The sequence below is a fragment of the Streptomyces sp. NPDC127098 genome, assembly GCF_042722465.1.
Taxonomy (GTDB): Bacteria; Actinomycetota; Actinomycetes; order Streptomycetales; family Streptomycetaceae; genus Streptomyces; species Streptomyces millisiae.
In genome coordinates, this window is the sequence record NZ_JBHXFJ010000100.1 from 1 (window position 1) to 16,945 (window position 16,945).

The window sequence follows — 16,945 nt, forward strand, 5'->3', positions numbered from 1 at the left end:
TTACACACTGCGCTCGGCGGGCTCGGGCCCGCGGTGTGGGGCGGGGGGGGCTCCTCCGCTCCAACCCCCCGGGCGCGCGCGGGGCGCCCCCCACGGCCGGCTACCAGCGCCTCAGCGTCGCAACGCCTCGGCGATGGCGAGCTGGACCGGGTCGAGGGCCGTCTTGCCGTCCTCGACATCCCACAGGGAGTTCTGCAGGACGCGGCCCAGGGTCCAGCCGACGGCGCGCCGGCGGTCCAGGCCGAGGACCTCGGTCAGCAGGTCGAAGCGGTAGCGGACGGCGCGGGCGACGTCACCGCCGGCCACCACCTCCTCCCAGCGGTTGTCGAGGGCCGGCATCAGGTCGAAGCCGGGGTCGCCGGCGAGTGGCTCCGGGTCGATGGCCAGCCAGGGCTCGCGCTCGGCGGCCAGCACGTTGTCGTAGTGCAGGTCCCAGTGCAGCAGCCGGTCGCCCGCCTCGTCGACGAGTTCGGCGACGGCGGCCGCGCAGTCACGCAGCAGCGCCCGCTCGGCCGGGTCGGCGAGCGCCGGCAGGGCGGAGGGGGTCTGCTCCACCATGGCGGCCGCGACGTCGGCCAGCCGGCGGATGCCGGCCGGCGCCGGCACCGAGGTCAGGCGGGCCAGCAGCTCGGCGAGGATCCGCACGGCCTCGCGTTCGTCGGGAAGCGACGACAACGGCCGGGCGGCGTCGAGCCGTTCGACGAGCTGGCAGCTGCTCGCCTCGTCGTGTTCGAGCAGCCGGACGATGCCGTCGCCGTCCCAGGCACGGAGGCCGGCGGCGATGTCGACGGTCTCCTCGCGGAGCTGCTGGAGCCTGAGCACGGCCGGCGTACCGTCGTTCCGCAGCACGGGCAGCACGAGCGAGGCCATGCCGAAGGCGGAGGAGCCGTCGGGACGCAGGCCCCAACGCTCCATCAGTTCTCCACCGAGCCGGGGCAGGTCACCAAGCCAGGCAAGACGGCCGGCGTCCGTGCCGCCGTAGGCCGCGGCGAACTCGTCGGGGACGTCGATCGGGGTCGACGTGGTCATGAGAAGGGGCTCCTTCGTGGGTCACGGGATCGGAAACGCGACGTACGAAGGAGTCACGGGGGCGCCCGGGATCGACCGGGCCGGCGTCAAAGCATGATCGCACCCTACCCGACCCCTCGGCGTGCCCGCATATCGGGACCGATCATCCCGCAATGCGAGACGGATGCTACGGTCGGGGACCACCCGGCGACTGAGAGGTGAGGCCGATGCCCAAGACGGTCATCCACGTGTTCCGCGACGACGACGAGTCGATCGTGACCGGGACCCGCCTCGCGCGGCGCATCCAGGAGGTCGCCGCGGAGAACGACGTCGAGCTCGAGGTCTTCTGCTTCGGCCCGGCCCAGCGCCGCCTCGCCGCCGAGGACGCCTCGGCGGCGGCGACCACCTACCGCCGGCAGATAGCCGAGCTGATCGCGGCCGGCGTACCGGTCGGCGCCTGCGTCAACGCGGCCCGCGCCGACGGCACCGAGGCCGAGCTGCTGCGGCGCGGTCTCAGCCTCTCGGTCGCCCGCGACGAGTTCGCCCGCTTCACGCTCGAGGAAGCCACCGTCATCACGTTCTGAGCGGGGCGCCGGAAGGGGTCTGGACCAGCAGCTGGCGGCCCGGGTCACCGACCGGACGCAGCAGCGTGAACGTCAGCCGCCCCGCGCCGGTCACGGTCACCATCGTGGGCGGGAAGTCCGTCACGGCCCGACACCGCCACCAGGCGGCGAGGTCCGGTCGTCCGGTGGTGAGCAGCCGCACGATCTCGGCCGTGCGCGGGTGCCCGGGGTCGTGCCCCGTGCTGGCACGGAAGTGCTGGTAGAGGCCGCGCAGCAGCGACTCGGCACCCTCCGGCGGTAGCCGGTCGCGGGCCGCCGCCAGGAAGAGCAGCAGGTTGCGCCGCTCGGCGGGCAGGGCCACCGGGTCGCCCCACAGCCGGCGGTGCGCCGCGTTCCAGGCCAGCATGTCGAGCCGGTCGTCGAGCACCAGCGCCGGGCTGTCGGGCCACCCGTCGATCAGGGCACGCGTCTCGGGTCTGACGACCCCGTCCACCACCTCCGGCGGCGCCGGGGACCGGAAGCCGGCCAGCTCAAGCGCGTGCCGGTGGGCGGTCGGCGACATCCGCAGGACCCGGCAGACCGCGTCGACGACCTGCCGCGACACGGCCACCCGCCCCTGTTCCAGCCACGTGTACCAGGCCACGCTCACCCCGGCGAGCGCGGCCACCTCCTCCCGCCGCAGCCCGACGGCCCGGCGCCGGCCACCGGCCGGCAGGCCGGCCTGCCCCGGGCCGATCAGCGCCCGATGGGCGCGCAGGTGCGCGCCCAGCTCGCGCCGCACCGCGGTGACGTCCGTGTCCACGATCCTGTGAGTCCTCCTCACCCCCATAAAGGGTGACCTTCCTGACCGTCGCCGGCCGGGCGAGGCTGCCGACATGACAGAAGAAACCAGCGAACTGTTCTGGCGCACCCGCAACGACTCGTCCACCCTCGCCCAGCCCCGGGTCTTCATCCGGGTCTTCCTCGAGCCGGGCCGACTCGACGCCGCCATCGCGTTCTACGAGCGGCTGACCGGCACCCCGGCGGACGGCCGCTTCTCCTTCCAGACGCTGCGTCTCGCGATGGTCGGCTCCTTCCTGCTGATCGAGGGCTCGGCGGAGGACCTGACCCCGTTCCGCTCCACCACCGGGACCCTGCTGGTGGACGACGTCCGGCCCTACCACGACCGGCTCCTCGCGGCCGGCGCGGAGATCTTCCAGCCGCTCCAGCCCGTCCCGACCGGCACCGGCTTCTCCGCGTGCCACCCGGACGGCACGCGCGTCGAGTACGTGCACCACCGGCCACGTCCCGACGGCCGCTAGGGCCGGCCCCGTTCCCCGGCCGGCGGCGGCGCGCTCACGACCGCTCGCCGCGCCGGGCCGCCGCCAGGATCGGTGGGAGGACGCCGGGGTAGTGCTCCTCGACCTCCGCGAGGCGCAGTTCGTGCTGGCGGAAGCTGCCCTGCGGGGTGACCCGCACCAGGCCGGCCTCGCGGAGGACCTTCAGGTGGTGCGAGAGCGTGGACATGCTCACCGGGACGTCGAAGCCGCCGCACACCACCCCGCCGGCCGCGGCGAGCTGACCGACGACCTGGAGCCGCACGGGGTCGGCGAGCGCGTTGAGCAGGGTGGCCAGCTCGACGGAGGCCACGTCGGGATGGTGGAGGGCGCGCATGCCGCCACCGTACCGCCCACTTCGACACTTTGACAGCCGTCGAAGCCTCGGCCTATCGTCTCCGCCGACGCTCATTTCGAGAATCGTCGAAATCGCGAACGGTGGAGGAGCTCCCATGGCCATCGACCGCCCACACGTCACCGAGTGGGGAGACGGCGCCGCGGACCGCACCGCGGTGCTGATCCACGGCCTCTCCGGCAGCTCGGCCACCTGGTGGCGGGTGGCGCCCTGGCTCACCGCCCGCGGCTACCGGGTGCTCGCCCCCGACCTGGCCGGCCACGGCGGCGCCCCGCGTGGCCCCTACAGCCGGGAGCGCTGGGCCGACGACCTGCTCGCCGCGCTGCCCGCCCGGCCGGACCTGGCCATCGGCCACTCGCTCGGCGGCGTGCTGCTGGCGATGATCGCCGACCGGCTCCGCCCGGCCAGGGCGGTCTACGAGGACCCCGCCTGGTACCCGTGGAACGGCGTCGGCTACGGCGCCTTCCAGCCCGCCTTCCGCGCCTTCAAGCCGTGGACCGCCGACGACGTCCGCGCCGCACATCCCACCTGGCCGGACGACGCGGTCCACGCCCGGCTGACCGAACTGCGCGGCTGGGACCCGGACACGACCCGGATGGCCTACCTGGAGACCGCCTATGTGCCGGTGTTCCCCGTCGTGCCCTCGCTCGTGCTGCTCGCCGATCCCAGCGACCTCGTGCCGCCCCCGCTCGCCGACCACTTCGCGGAGGTCGGCTTCACGCTGCGCACCGTGCCGGGCACCGGCCACTTCACCCATGTCGACAACCCCGACGGGTTCCTGGCGGCGCTCGACGGCTGGGTCTGAGACGTGGCGACCCCGCTGCCGGTGCTGCTCGCCGCCACCTTCGTCCAACTGCTCGACGTCACGAGCGTGCAGGTGGCCGCCCCCGCCCTGCGGGCGGACCTGGACGCGGGCCAGGGCACCGTCCGCCTCGTCCTCGCCGGCTACACCCTCAGCTACGCCTGCCTGTTGATCACCGGGGCCCGGCTCGGCGACCGGTTCGGCTACCGGCGGCTCCTCGCCGCCGGCCTCGCCGTCTTCCTCCTCGGCGCGGCGGCCGACGCGGCGGCGCCCTCGGCCGGCGCGCTGGTCGCCGCCCGGCTCGTGCAGGGGGCCGGCAGCGGCCTGCTGGCCCCGCAGGTGCTGGCCCTCCTCCGCACGACGGTGCCGGCGGCGCGCCAACCCCACGCGCTCGGACTGCTCGTCGCCACCATGGGGACCGCCTCACTGGTCGGGCCGCTGCTCGGCGCCCTGCTCCTCGAGGCCGACGTGTTCGGCCTCGGCTGGCGCGCCGTCTTCCTCGTCGGCCTCCCCGTCGGCCTGGCCGCGCTCGCCGGCGCCACCCGGCTGCCGGCGACACGCGGCGCCGGACGGCAGCGCGTCGACGCGGCCGGCGCCGCACTCGCCACCGCCGGGCTCGGGCTGCTGATCCTGCCGCTGGCCGTCGGCCGGGACGCCGGCTGGCCCGCCTGGTCCTGGGCCTGCCTGGCCGCCGGTGGCGGCGCGCTCGCCGGCTTCGCCGCGCTCCAACGACGCCCCGGGCGCGAGCCGTTGCTCCACCCCGACCTGCTGCGCGATCCGACCGCGCGGACCGGCGCCCTCCTCGTCCTCGTCTTCAACGCCGGTGTGCCGTCGTTCACCTACCTGCTCTTCCTCCACCTGCAGTCCGGCCTCGGCTACTCGCCGCTGGCCGCCGGTCTCACGGCCGCCCCCTTCGCCGCCGCCGCCATGCTCGGCAGCCGGGCCGCGCCCCGTCTCTCGCGCCGCCGTCCCCCACTCGTCCCGGCCGCCGCGACGCTGGCCGCCACCATGGCGGCCCTGGCCTGCACCACCGCGCTCGGCTCACCCCGCTGGGCGCTGGTCGCGGCACTTGTGCCGGGCGGCGCGGCGTTCGGCCTCTTCACGGCGCACGCCTTCACCACCGTGCTCGCCCGCGCCCACCCGTCCGCCGTCGGCTCGGTCGCCGGCCTGCTGCCCACCGCCCAACAACTCGGCGGCGCGGTCGGCATCACCCTGGCCGGTCTCGTCCACTCCGCCACCCCAGACGACCCGGCACGCGCGTTCACCCACGCGCTGGCCTACGAGGCCGCCACGTTCCTCCTTGCCGCCGCCGTCGCGCGCCGGCTGACCCGGCCCGCCGTCGTCCCCGGAAGTCCGGCCACGGCCGCCGGGAATGACCGAGCCGACCCGTCGCGTTGCGCTCGGTGAAGCCAGCAGAACCGTCGAGAGGGACGAGATGCCACTCAAGGGCGAGTACGAACCGAGCGCCGCGCCGTATGTCCGTGACCAGGTGGAGCTGTACGAGAGCTCCGGCGGTACGCGGGGTACGACGCTGGAAGCCGTGGTCGGTCCGAACGACGAGAAGCGGAAGGACCTGCCGGTCGTCATCCTCACCACCGTGGGAGCGAAGAGCGGCAAGCTCCGCAAGTCCCCGCTGATGCGCGTCGAGCACGAGGGCTCCTACGCCGTGGTCGCCTCCCTCGGTGGCGCCCCCAAGCACCCCGTCTGGTACCACAACGTGGTGGCCGACCCCCGGGTCGAGCTCCAGGACGGCCCGGTCCGGCAGGACATGCTGGCGCGTGAGGTGACCGGCGAGGAGAAGGCCGTCTGGTGGGCCCGGGCCGTCGAGGCGTACCCGGACTACGCCGACTACCAGAAGAAGACGGACCGCGAGATCCCGCTCTTCGTCCTGGAGCCGGCGCCCGAGGAGCACTGACCCCAGGGGGCGGCGGTTGTCAGTGGTGGGTGCGAGACTGCCCGGCGTGAACGAACAGAGCGCGAAGGCGGATCTCCTCCGCTACCTCACGTCCGCCCGGGACGCCCTGCTGTGGAAGCTGGACGGCCTCTCCGAGTACGACGTCCGCCGCCCCCTCACCCCGACCGGCACCAACCTGCTCGGCCTGGTCAAGCACGTCGCCGGCGTGGAGTTCGGGTACTTCGGCGACACCTTCGACCGCCCCTATTTCGTGACCGAGCCCACCCCCTCCTACTACCGGGAGGACGCCGAGGCCAACGCCGACATGTGGGCCACGGCCGAGGAGTCGCGCGAGGAGGTCGTCGACCTCTACCGGCGGGCCTGGGCCCACTCGGACGCCACGATCGAGGCGCTGCCGCTCGACGCGGTCGGCCGGGTGCCCTGGTGGCCGGAGGACCGGCGCGAGGTGACCCTGCACCGCGTCGCCGTCCACGTCATCACCGACACCCAGCGCCACGCCGGCCACGCCGACATCGTCCGGGAGCTCGTCGACGGCGCGGCCGGCATGGTGAAGGGCAACGACAACATGCCGCCGGGCGACCGCGGCTACTGGGAGAGCCACCGCGAGCGCGTCGAGCGCGCGGCCCGCGAGGCGGGCGGCCGCTGACGAGGGTTGTCCTGGTGTCCACTCCAAGGTCTAGGGTCCGCGACCATGGCGACCAACACATACAGCAGGACACTCGGCCGCAGCGGTATCGAGGTGAGCGCCCTCGGCTTCGGCTGCTGGGCCATCGGCGGCGAGTGGCAGTCCACCGACGGGAAGCCCCTGGGCTGGGGGCGGGTGGACGACGACGAGTCGGTGCGGGCGATCCACCGGGCGCTCGACCTCGGCGTCACCTTCTTCGACACGGCCGACGCGTACGGCACGGGCCACAGTGAGCAGGTGCTCGGCCGCGCCCTCGGCAGGCGCCGTGCCGAGGTCGTCGTCGCCACCAAGTGGGGCAACCTCTTCGACGAGCGGACCAGGACCAGGACCGGCCAGGACGACTCCCCGGAGCACGCCCGCCGCGCCCTCACCGCCTCCCTGCGGCGCCTCGGCACGGACCACGTCGACCTCTACCAGCTGCACATCTCCGACGCCGACCCCGAACGCGCCGCCCGACTCCGGGACGCCTGCGAGGAGTTCGTGCGGGACGGCCTGATCCGCGCCTACGCCTGGTCCACCGACGACCCCGCCCGGGCCGCCGTCTTCGCCGCGGGCCCACACTGCACGGCCGTCCAGCACCGCCTGAACATCCTCCAGGACGCGCCCGAACTGCTGGCCCTCTGCGCGGAGTCGGACCTCGCCAGTGTCAACCGCAGTCCGCTGGCCATGGGCCTGCTCACCGGCAAGCACGCCGCCGGACGCGCCCTGGAGAGCGGGGACATTCGCAACTCCCCGCCCGACTGGCTGCCGGGGTTCACCGCGAACGCCGGCGCCGACCCGGCCTGGCTCCAACGGGTCGACGCGCTCCGGGAGATCCTCACGAGCGACGGCCGTACCCTCGCGCAGGGCGCCCTCGCCTGGATCTGGGCCCGCAGCCCGCGGACCATCCCCATCCCCGGCTTCCGCACGGTCGCCCAGGCCGAGGAGAACGCGGGCGCGCTCGCCAAGGGGCCGCTGACGGCGGCCCAACTGGCCGACGTGGACCACGTGCTGGGTCGCTGAGCGGTTTTCCGCTCAGGATCCCTGCGGACCCGTCTGCTTGAACTGGGCGAAGATCTTGGCGCTGAACTCGTCGTTCTCCGGGGTGTCGAAAGTGCGCTGCTTTGTTTTGTGCGGCCCGTCACCCACCAGGAAGCCGGTGATGGTCACCGTGTACTCGACGCCGTTGACGTGGACGACGGCGTCGTCCGGGTGGACGTCCGGCAGCGTGACCTGATCGTGCCAGTGCGCGCCCACGTTGGGCGTCTCGTCATGGTCGAAGACCAGCCTGCACTCATGCAGGAGGTCATGGGCCTGGAAGTACACCTGGAGTTGAAGGGTCAGCGAGAACTTCTCGAAGGAGCCCAACAGAATCGGGTAGTTGTGGTGCGTGAAAACGCCCAGCGGGAAATCGTCCCCGCCGAGTTCCCCACTGGTGCCAAGACCCTCGAAGTCGTAGCCGCTCTGGTTGCTGCCGTCGACGGGCGTGCCCCACCTGATCTCACTTCGGTTCCTGTTGTCATCCCGGCGGATCTTGAGGCCCGGCAAGTCGGGAGCGTCCGTCCAGTACGCCTTGGTCGTGAGTAAGCCCATGGCGGGAGCGTGCCCATGGGTCAGAGAGCCGAAGCGAGAAAACGAGACAACGGCGGATGTCACATCCAACGCCCGCAAGCCCGGAGCTCACCTGGACACGAAGGCGACGAGATCGAGCGGGTGACCGACGCCACCGGGCGCGTTGGCCGGCTGGCGGCGGTGCTTGAGCGCGTCGTTCGGCGGACGCCGCGGGCCTGGTCCGCGCGGAAGGCGGTGCGGACCAGGCGTCGCATCGCCGCCCACCCGCCGATGGCGGGTGGGCGGACGGGAAAAAGAGCGGCGTCAGGCGTGGACGACGTCCTTCTCCTCGGCGAAGTGGCAGGCCGAGGGGTGGGCCGCGCCCGTGTCGGCGGACTCGAAGCGGGCGGGGACGGCCAGGAGCGGCGTCTCCTCCGCGCAGCGGGCCTCGGCCTTCCAGCAGCGGGTGCGGAAGCGGCAGCCCGAGGGCGGGTTGGCCGGGGAGGGCACGTCGCCGGTGAGGATGATGCGCTCGCGGGCGTCGCGGGCCGCCGGGTCCGGCTGCGGCACGGCCGACAGCAGGGCCTGGGTGTAGGGGTGGGTGGGGTGGTCGTAGATCTCCCTGTCGCTGCCGATCTCGGCGATCCGGCCCAGGTACATCACGCCTACCCGGTCCGAGATGTGGCGGACGATGGAGAGGTCGTGCGCGATGAAGACGTAGCTCAGGTCGAACTCGTCCTGCAGCCGCTCCATCAGGTTGATGACCTGCGCCTGGACCGAGACGTCGAGCGCCGAGACCGGCTCGTCGCAGATGATGATCTCCGGGTTGAGGGCCAGGCCGCGGGCGATGCCGATGCGCTGGCGCTGACCGCCGGAGAACTGGTGCGGGTAGCGGTTGATGTACTCGGGGTTGAGCCCGACCACGTCGAGGAGCTCGCGCACCTTCTTCTCACGGTCGCCCTTGGGCGCCACCTCGGGGTGGATCTCGAAGGGCTCCCCGATGATGTCGCCGACCGTCATGCGGGGGTTGAGCGACGTGTACGGGTCCTGGAAGACCATCTGGATGTTGCGGCGGACGGCCTTCAGGGCGCGTCCCGAGAGCTTGGAGATGTCCTCGCCCTTGTAGAGGATCTGGCCCGCGGTGGGCTTCTCCAGGCTCATCAGCAGCTTGGCGACAGTGGACTTGCCGCAGCCCGACTCGCCCACGATGCCCAGGGTCTCGCCCTGGTACAGCTCGAACGAGACGTCGTCGACGGCCTTGACCGCGCCGATCTGCCGCTTGAAGAGGATGCCCTGGGTGAGCGGGAAGTGCTTGACCAGATTGCGCACCTGGAGGATGGGCTCGCGGGTCGGCTCAGCCATGGATCGTCTCCTTCCAGAAGTGGCAGGCGCTGGTCCGGCCACCGATCGGGCCGCCGTCCTGCTCCGTCACGTCGACCAGCGGCGGGACCTCGCTCCGGCAGACGTCCCTGGCCTGCGCGCAGCGCGGGTTGAAGGCGCAGCCGGAGGGGATCGCGGTGAGGCTGGGCGGCAGGCCCTTGATCGCGTAGAGCTCCTGGCCCTTGTGGTCGAGGCGCGGGATGGAGTCCAGCAGGCCCTTGGTGTAGGGGTGCGCGGGCCGCTTGTAGAGCTCGTGCACCGGCGCGTTCTCCACGATGCGGCCGGCGTACATCACCGCGATCTTGTCGGCGACGTCGGCGACGACGCCCAGGTCGTGGGTGATGAGGATGAGGCCCATGTTGAAGTCGCGCTGCAGCTCCGCGAGCAGGTCCATCACCTGGGCCTGGACGGTGACGTCCAGGGCGGTGGTGGGCTCGTCCGCGATGATCACGTCGGGCTCCAGGGCCAGCGCCATCGCGATCATGATGCGCTGCCGCATACCGCCGGAGAACTGGTGCGGGTAGTCGTTCACCCGCTCCTTCGCCGCCGGGATCCGGACCCGGTCCATCAGCTCGATGGCCCTGGCCTTGGACTCCTTGCGGGACATGCCACGGTGCACCCGGAACATCTCGCCCAGCTGGAAGCCGACCGAGAGCACCGGGTTCAGCGCCGAGAGCGCGTCCTGGAAGATCATGGCGATCTTGTCGCCGCGGATCCGGCGCCGCTGCTCCTCGGACATGGCGAGCATGTCCTCGCCGCGGAAGAGGATCTGGCCGCCGGTGATCTTCCCGGGCGGGGTGTCCAGGATGCCCATGATGGTCTGGGCGGTGACGGACTTGCCGGAGCCGGACTCGCCGAGCACGGCGAGGGTCTCGCCGGCGTCCACGGTGTAGCTGACGCCGTTGACGGCCTTGGCCGCGCCGTCCCTGGTGCGGAACTCCACGTGGAGGTCCCGCACTTCGAGCAGCGGCACCCCGGGGACTTCCGCCTTGGTCATTTCGATCGACACGCGCGTTTCTCCCTCAGCGCAGCTTGGGGTCCAGGGCGTCACGCACGGCGTCACCCAGCATCAGGAAGGACAGGATGGTGATGCTCAGCAGGATCGAGGGGTAGAGCAGGATGTGCTCCGCCACCCGGATCTGGTCCTGGGCCCGGTTGATGTCACCGCCCCACGAGATCGCCGGCTCCGAGAGCCCGATACCCAAATACGACAATACCGCCTCGGAGGTGATGTATCCGCCGAGCGCGATCGTCGCGACGACGATGACCGGGGCGATGGCGTTGGGCAGGATGTGCCGGAGCAGGATCCGCCAGGTGCCGGCGCCGAGTGAGCGGGCGGCGGCCACGTAGTCGGACTGCTTGACGGAGATCACCGAGCCGCGCATCACACGGGCGATGGTGGTCCAGCCGAGGAACGCCAGCGCGAAGGTGACGGTCCACTCGGTCCTGGTGTCGAAGGAGACCAGGATGACCATGGTGCCCAGCAGGAACGGGATGCCCATGAAGATGTCGGTGAGCCGGGAGAGCAGGGTGTCGAGCACCCCGCCGAAGTAGCCGGCGAGCATGCCGACCAGGCTGCCGAAGACGAAGACGATCGCCGTGACCGAGATGCCGATGATGATCGAGGCGCGGGTGCCGTAGATCATCCGGGCGTAGACGCTCTGGCCCTGCTGGTTGTAGCCGAGCCACTCGGGCGAGAAGAAGTGGGTGAGCTGCGGTTCCTGGAGGTAGAAGTTGCTCAGGTCGCCGGCCCGGGGGCTGGCGCTGGTGAACAGGCCGGGGAAGGCCGCCATCACCAGCAGCACCAGGATGATCAGCGCCGAGATCACGAAGCTCGGCTTGCGCCGCAGGTCGTGCCAGGCGTCCGTCCACAGGCTGCGCGGCCTGCCCGGCGCGGGCCCGGCCTCCACGACGGTGGCGCCCTCGACGACGGCGACGGGCACGGGTCCCGCCTGGTCCGGGATGGCCACGTCGTTGGTGGCTGCCTTCACTTCCTTGGGCTCAGGCATAGCGAATCCTCGGGTCCAGGACCGCGTAGAGCAGGTCGACGAGCAGGGTCACGACGAGGTAGACGAGGATGATGAAGCTGACGATGCCCACCACCGTCGATCCCTCGCGGCTGTTGAGCGCGCGGTAGACGGCGCCGCCGATGCCGTGGATGTTGAAGATGCCCTCGGTGACGATGGCGCCGGCCATCAGGTTGCCGAGGTCGACGCCGAGGAAGGTGACGACCGGGATCATCGAGTTCCGCAGCAGGTGCACGCCGACGGCGCGGCGCTGGGTGAGGCCCTTGGCCTTGGCGGTGCGCATGTAGTCGGCGCGCCGGTTCTCCACGATGGAGGTGCGGGTGAGCCGGGCGACATAGGCGAAGGAGAGCGAGGCCAGCACGATCGCCGGCAGGAACAACTGCCCCCAGTTCTCCGAGTCCTGGACGGTGGGGGTGACCCAGCCCCAGCGGACGCCGAGGTAGGTCTGGAAGATCTGGCCGAGCACGAAGACCGGCACGGAGATCAGCAGCAGCGTGACGAAGAGGATCCCCCGGTCGGAGAACCTGCCGGCCCGCAGGCCGGCGATCAGGCCCATGCCGACGCCGACCACGACGGTGATCAGGAAGGCCAGCGCGGTGAGCCGCAGGGTGGCGGGCAGCGCGTCGGAGATCACCTCGATCACCTCGCGTCTGCTGGCGATCTGGGTGCCGAAGTCACCCTGGAGCAGTCCGGTGAGGTAGTGCCAGTACTGGACCAGGATCGGGTCGTCCAGGCCGAGGCTCTCGCGCATCGCGGCCATCTGGGCCTCGTCCGGGGCGCGTTCGCCCCACAGAGCCCGGACCGGGTCACCGGGGAGGGCGTACATCATCATGAAGATGATGAACGTGGACCCGATGAACACCGGAATCATCTGGAGCAGTCGTCGTACGACATAGCGCCCCATGGTTCCTCCATGTCAGTCGGCGGGGCCGACGGCCCGTTCCCTTCCCGGAACGGCCCGTCGGCCCCCTTAACGCTGCTGGTGCCTGACCGTGCGGCTCAGTTGTTGACCGTGATCTCGGTCAGCACCGGCTGGCCCGCGGAGTTGAAGCGGACGTTCTCCACGTTCTCCGAGTAACCGCCGTTGACGTTCTGGTACCACAGCGGGATGGCGGGCATCTCCTCCCAGAGGACACGCTCGGCCTCCTGGTACGCGGCGACCGTCTCGTCCAGCGTGGCGGCGGCGTCACCCTGGGCGAAGAGCTCGTCGACCTCGGGGCTGTTGAAGCGGCCGTAGTTGCTCTGCGCGTAGGAGGCGTAGAGCTCCTTGGTGAAGTTGACGATCAGCGGGTAGTCCTGGAACCAGCCACCGCGGTACATGCTCACGACCTCGTCGGCCTCGCGGGCCTCCAGGTCGGTCGCGAAGTCCGGCTTGGCGTCACCGACGCACTCGACGCCGAGGTTCTCGATCAGGTTGCCGCAGACCGCCTCGACCCACTCCTGGTGGCCACCGTCCGCGTTGTACTGGATGGTGATCTCGTTGTTGGGGATGCCGCCACCCTCCTCGACGAGCTCACGGGCACGCTCGGGGTCGTAGTCCGTGATGCCGCCGGAGGCGCCCTCCTGGTAGCCGTAGACGCCGGGGGCGACGAAGCTGTCGGCGGGGGTGCGGGAGCCGTTCAGCACCGTGGTGGTGATGGTCTCCCGGTCGATCGCCATCGAGACGCCCTGGAGGACGCGCGGGTCGGTGTCCTCCCAGTTGTACCAAACCGGGACGATGGTCTGGATGCCGTTGTAGGGCTGGGCGATGGCGCGGTCGCCGAGGTCGTCCTGGTAGACGGGCAGGTCGCGCGGGTCCACCTGGCGGATGACGTCCAGGTTGCCGGAGAGCAGGTCCTGGTAGGCCGCGTCCAGGCCGGTGTAGGCGATGATCTCGATGCCGCCGTTCTGGGCGGCGTCCTCGCCGGCGTAGTCGTCGTAGCGGGTCAGCTCGATGGACTGGTTGTTGGTCCAGGACTCGAACTGGTACGGGCCGTTGCCGATCGGGGCCTCGCCGAACGCCTCGGGGTCGTCGTAGAACGACTCGGGCAGCGGGGTGAACGCGTCGTAGCCGAGCTTGTAGTCGTAGTACGAGACCGGGTTGCTCAGCTCGATGGTGAAGGTGGTGTCGTCCACGACCTGAAGCCCTGACATGGCGTCGGCGGTCGGGTCACCCTCCTCGGGGTGCACCTCCTCGTAGCCCACGATGTCCGCGAACCAGAAGCTGTTGTTCTGCTCGTTCTGGATGTTGGCGGCCCAGTTCCAGGCGTCCACGTAGCTCTGCGCGGTGACCGGGGTGCCGTCGTGGAAGGTCCAGCCGTCCTTGAGGGTGACGGTCCAGACGGAGTTGTCCTCGTTCGGCTCGACGGACTCGGCGGCGACCATGAAGATCTCGCCGTTGTCGTCGAAGTCGAGCAGCTTGGACCAGACGTTCTGGATCACCAGGGCGCCGTACTGCTCGTTGGTGTTCGTCGGGATCAGCGGGTTCTGCGGCTCGCCGCCGTCGACCCGGACGATGCCATCGGCGTTGACGTCACCGGAGCCACCCCCGCCGCCGTTGTCGTCGCTGTCGCTACCACAGGCGGTCGCCGCCATGGCCACGACTATCGCACTCACGACCCACTTGGCGCTGCGCGCACCACGCATGGGTTGCCTCCTTGGAGTCCACTTTCACTGCATAAGGAACCCCGGTCCGCGGAGGTCTACCCGCGTCCGGTTCGCAATGCCCACAACTGTTGCGCATAAACCTTCGTCTCATCCACCGATGGCCCATTTCATTTTGATGAAGATGAGAAGGTGGCAACGCCCAAAACGGGACAAACGGGGGCCCGATACTCTCCGGTATCCGGACCGATGTGACGCAGATCAAGCCGAAGGGTCCGGATACCGGACGAAGGGGCTTAGCTGGGACACGACAATTCACTTGACGGCCGCGTCGGGCAACGGAGATTTCCGGCCAAACGGGGACGGCCCACCGCCCCGCTCGACCGACCGCCGTCGCCCGACACGACGGGGCTCACTGCCGCTTGGCGCGCGAGGCCGCCCTGGCGCGATCCCGCTGGTCGAGCACCACCTTGCGAATGCGAACCTCGGTGGGCGTCACCTCGACGCACTCGTCCTCGCGGCAGAACTCCAGGGACTGCTCGAGCGAGAGCTTCCGGGGCGGCACCAGGTTCTCCGTGGTGTCGGCGGAGGCGGCCCGCATGTTGGTGAGCTTCTTCTCCTTGGTGATGTTCACGTCCATGTCGTCGGAGCGGGAGTTCTCGCCGACGATCATGCCCTCGTACACCTCGGTGCCCGGCTCGACGAAGATCGTGCCGCGCTCCTGGAGGTTCATCATCGCGTAGGGGGTGGCGACGCCCGACCGGTCCGCGACCAGCGAGCCGCTGCTGCGGGTGCGCAGCTCGCCGGCCCACGGCTCGTGACGCTCGAAGATGCTGTGCGCGATGCCGGTGCCGCGGGTCTCGGTCAGGAACTCGGTGCGGAAGCCGATCAGGCCGCGCGAGGGCACCAGGAACTCCATCCGCACCCATCCTGACCCGTGGTTGGTCATGGTCTCCATCCGGCCCTTGCGGCTGGCCATCAGCTGCGTGATCGCGCCCAGGTGCTCCTCCGGCGCGTCGATCGTCATCCGCTCGACGGGCTCGTGCACCCGGCCGTCGATCTCGCGGGTGACCACCTCCGGCTTGCCCACGGTCAGCTCGAAGCCCTCCCGGCGCATCGTCTCCACCAGGATGGCCAGCGCCAGCTCGCCGCGGCCCTGCACCTCCCAGGCGTCGGGGCGCTCGGTCGGCAGCACCCGCAGCGACACGTTGCCGATCAGCTCCCGGTCGAGACGGTCCTTGACCAGCCGGGCCGTCACCTTGTGGCCCTTGCCGCCACGGCCGACCAGCGGCGAGGTGTTGGTGCCGATGGTCATGGAGATCGCCGGCTCGTCGACGGTGATCAGCGGCAGCTGGACCGGGTTCTCCGGGTCGGCCAGGGTCTCGCCGATCATGATGTCCGGGATGCCGGCCACCGCGCAGATGTCGCCGGGCCCCGCCACCTCGGCGGGCTTCCTGGTCAGCGCCTCGGTCATCAGCAGCTCGGTGATGCGGACGTTCTGCGTGCTGCCGTCGCGCCGCATCCACGCCACGGTCTGGCCCTTGCGCAGCGTGCCCTGCTTGATCCGGCACAGCGCGATCCGGCCCAGGAAGTTGTCGGCGTCCAGGTTGGTGACGTGCGCCTGCAGCGGCGCCTCCTCGTCGTAGACCGGCGCCGGGACGGTCTCCAGCAGCGTGGAGAAGAACGGCTCCAGGCTGTCGCTGTCCGCCGGAACCGTGCCGTCGGCCGGCTGGGTCAGCGAGGCGATGCCGTCGCGGGCGCAGGCGTAGACGATGGGGAACTCGATCTGGTCCTCGTCGGCGTCGAGGTCGAGGAACAGGTCGTAGGTCTCGTTCACGACGGCGGAGATCCGGGCGTCGGAGCGGTCGGTCTTGTTGATGCAGAGGATGACCGGCAGCCGGGCCTGGAGCGCCTTGCGCAGCACGAACCTGGTCTGCGGCAGCGGCCCCTCGGAGGCGTCGACGAGGAGCACGACGGCGTCCACCATCGACAGGCCGCGCTCCACCTCGCCGCCGAAGTCGGCGTGGCCCGGGGTATCGATGATGTTGATCACGACCGGCTCGCCACCGCCCTTGGGGTGGTACCTGACGGCGGTGTTCTTGGCGAGGATGGTGATGCCCTTCTCGCGCTCCAGGTCGTTGGAGTCCATCACGCGCTCGTCGACGTGCTGGTGCGCGGCGAAGGCTCCAGCCTGCCGCAGCATGGCGTCGACCAGCGTGGTCTTGCCGTGGTCGACGTGGGCGACGATGGCGACATTGCGGATGTCATGGCGCGTAGGCATGGCTGGGGGCTTCTCCAGGTGTCGTGAGGACGAGGCGGCGGGCCCCTACCGGGGGTGCCGGCCGCGTGCGGGCACGGCGCCGGCCTCATACGCCATCGTACGTTGCCCGGGCCCGGGCGGGCCTGGGCCACCGGCGCCCGTCGCTCCTCGCGCGGGTTCTCCCCCACCCACCCGCGCTCTCGCGTGGCGCGGAAGCGGCGGCGGCTCCGCCGCCGGCTACCCGGGCGCTCCGCGCCGGGGTTTCCCCGACCACGCTGCGCGCGTGGGGTGGCCCTGCGGGCCTGGCCTGTGGCGGCTGCGCCGCCGGGCGTCGAGGGCTCCCCCACCCGCCCGCCCCTTTAGCGCTGCGCGCGGTGCCTGGCCCGGAGGACCGGGCACCGGCTGCCCGAGCGCTCCGCGCCGGGGTTTCCCCCACCCACCCGCCCTTTTTCGCGCTGCGCGCGGGGGCCTGACCGCGCTGCGCGCGGTACGCGGCCCGGCAGGGCCGAGGGCCCGGCGGC

The 16,945-nt window shown here is 71.2% G+C and carries 17 protein-coding genes; 7 read left to right on the forward strand and 10 right to left on the reverse strand.

All coding sequences use genetic code 11. From position 1 onward, the window contains the following. Positions 1 to 111 precede the first annotated feature (111 nt). Complete coding sequence (locus ACFWI8_RS34420) at positions 112 to 1,029, reverse strand: aminoglycoside phosphotransferase family protein (RefSeq protein ID WP_387099629.1); 918 nt, start codon at positions 1,027 to 1,029, stop codon at positions 112 to 114. 206 nt (positions 1,030 to 1,235) lie between these two features. Here ACFWI8_RS34420 and ACFWI8_RS34425 point away from each other — a divergent pair, with 206 nt between their 5' ends. Continuing rightward, the gene (locus tag ACFWI8_RS34425; RefSeq protein WP_387099632.1) at positions 1,236 to 1,592 is read left to right on the forward strand and encodes a DsrE family protein; all 357 of its coding nucleotides are present in this window, start codon (positions 1,236 to 1,238) and stop codon (positions 1,590 to 1,592) included. Here the strand turns inward: ACFWI8_RS34425 and ACFWI8_RS34430 are convergent. Next, the gene (locus ACFWI8_RS34430; RefSeq protein WP_387099635.1) at positions 1,582 to 2,373 is read right to left on the reverse strand and encodes a helix-turn-helix domain-containing protein; all 792 of its coding nucleotides are present in this window, start codon (positions 2,371 to 2,373) and stop codon (positions 1,582 to 1,584) included. The genes ACFWI8_RS34425 and ACFWI8_RS34430 overlap by 11 nt on opposite strands. A 73-nt stretch (positions 2,374 to 2,446) precedes the next feature. Here ACFWI8_RS34430 and ACFWI8_RS34435 point away from each other — a divergent pair, with 73 nt between their 5' ends. After that, positions 2,447 to 2,872, forward strand: coding sequence for a VOC family protein (locus tag ACFWI8_RS34435; protein ID WP_387099637.1), 426 nt, complete (start codon positions 2,447 to 2,449; stop codon positions 2,870 to 2,872). A 34-nt stretch (positions 2,873 to 2,906) separates the two neighbouring features. Here ACFWI8_RS34435 and ACFWI8_RS34440 read toward each other — a convergent pair whose 3' ends face one another. Beyond that, complete coding sequence (locus tag ACFWI8_RS34440; protein WP_387099640.1) at positions 2,907 to 3,224, reverse strand: ArsR/SmtB family transcription factor; 318 nt, start codon at positions 3,222 to 3,224, stop codon at positions 2,907 to 2,909. Between the two features lie 115 nt (positions 3,225 to 3,339). Here ACFWI8_RS34440 and ACFWI8_RS34445 point away from each other — a divergent pair, with 115 nt between their 5' ends. From ACFWI8_RS34445 to ACFWI8_RS34465, 5 genes are read left to right on the forward strand one after another with little or no spacing between them, the layout of a single operon-like run. Continuing rightward, positions 3,340 to 4,047 carry an alpha/beta fold hydrolase gene (locus ACFWI8_RS34445; RefSeq protein ID WP_387099643.1) on the forward strand — a complete coding sequence of 236 codons (708 nt, stop codon included), beginning with the start codon at positions 3,340 to 3,342 and terminating at the stop codon, positions 4,045 to 4,047. A 3-nt stretch (positions 4,048 to 4,050) separates the two neighbouring features. Continuing rightward, complete coding sequence (locus ACFWI8_RS34450) at positions 4,051 to 5,451, forward strand: MFS transporter (RefSeq protein WP_387099646.1); 1,401 nt, start codon at positions 4,051 to 4,053, stop codon at positions 5,449 to 5,451. Between the two features lie 28 nt (positions 5,452 to 5,479). After that, positions 5,480 to 5,959: a nitroreductase family deazaflavin-dependent oxidoreductase gene (locus tag ACFWI8_RS34455; RefSeq protein WP_387099649.1), complete on the forward strand. Its 480-nt coding sequence runs from the start codon at positions 5,480 to 5,482 to the stop codon at positions 5,957 to 5,959. Between the two features lie 46 nt (positions 5,960 to 6,005). Next, positions 6,006 to 6,605 (forward strand): DinB family protein, encoded by a 600-nt coding sequence (locus ACFWI8_RS34460; protein ID WP_387099652.1) that lies wholly within the window; start codon positions 6,006 to 6,008, stop codon positions 6,603 to 6,605. Positions 6,606 to 6,650: 45 nt separating this feature from the next. Continuing rightward, positions 6,651 to 7,646, forward strand: coding sequence for an aldo/keto reductase (locus ACFWI8_RS34465; RefSeq protein ID WP_387099655.1), 996 nt, complete (start codon positions 6,651 to 6,653; stop codon positions 7,644 to 7,646). 12 nt (positions 7,647 to 7,658) lie between these two features. Here ACFWI8_RS34465 and ACFWI8_RS34470 read toward each other — a convergent pair whose 3' ends face one another. The 7 genes from ACFWI8_RS34470 to typA form a co-directional block, all read right to left on the reverse strand. Next, on the reverse strand, positions 7,659 to 8,216 hold the full coding sequence (locus ACFWI8_RS34470; protein ID WP_387099658.1) for a choice-of-anchor K domain-containing protein: 558 nt from the start codon (positions 8,214 to 8,216) through the stop codon (positions 7,659 to 7,661). A gap of 282 nt (positions 8,217 to 8,498) precedes the next feature. Beyond that, positions 8,499 to 9,536, reverse strand: a complete 1,038-nt coding sequence (locus tag ACFWI8_RS34475; protein WP_387099661.1) for an ABC transporter ATP-binding protein — start codon at positions 9,534 to 9,536, stop codon at positions 8,499 to 8,501. Continuing rightward, a complete protein-coding gene (locus tag ACFWI8_RS34480; protein WP_387099675.1) occupies positions 9,529 to 10,551 on the reverse strand; it encodes an ABC transporter ATP-binding protein in 1,023 nt (340 codons plus the stop codon). Before ACFWI8_RS34480 ends, ACFWI8_RS34475 begins: the two co-directional genes overlap by 8 nt. A 25-nt stretch (positions 10,552 to 10,576) precedes the next feature. After that, the gene (locus ACFWI8_RS34485) at positions 10,577 to 11,563 is read right to left on the reverse strand and encodes an ABC transporter permease (RefSeq protein WP_387099664.1); all 987 of its coding nucleotides are present in this window, start codon (positions 11,561 to 11,563) and stop codon (positions 10,577 to 10,579) included. Then, complete coding sequence (locus ACFWI8_RS34490) at positions 11,556 to 12,485, reverse strand: ABC transporter permease (protein WP_387099667.1); 930 nt, start codon at positions 12,483 to 12,485, stop codon at positions 11,556 to 11,558. The genes ACFWI8_RS34485 and ACFWI8_RS34490 overlap by 8 nt, the downstream gene beginning before the upstream one ends. Before the next feature lie 95 nt (positions 12,486 to 12,580). Then, on the reverse strand, positions 12,581 to 14,206 hold the full coding sequence (locus tag ACFWI8_RS34495) for an ABC transporter substrate-binding protein (protein ID WP_387099670.1): 1,626 nt from the start codon (positions 14,204 to 14,206) through the stop codon (positions 12,581 to 12,583). 370 nt (positions 14,207 to 14,576) lie between these two features. Then, positions 14,577 to 16,445 carry a translational GTPase TypA gene (gene typA, locus ACFWI8_RS34500; protein ID WP_387099672.1) on the reverse strand — a complete coding sequence of 623 codons (1,869 nt, stop codon included), beginning with the start codon at positions 16,443 to 16,445 and terminating at the stop codon, positions 14,577 to 14,579. Positions 16,446 to 16,945 lie beyond the last annotated feature (500 nt).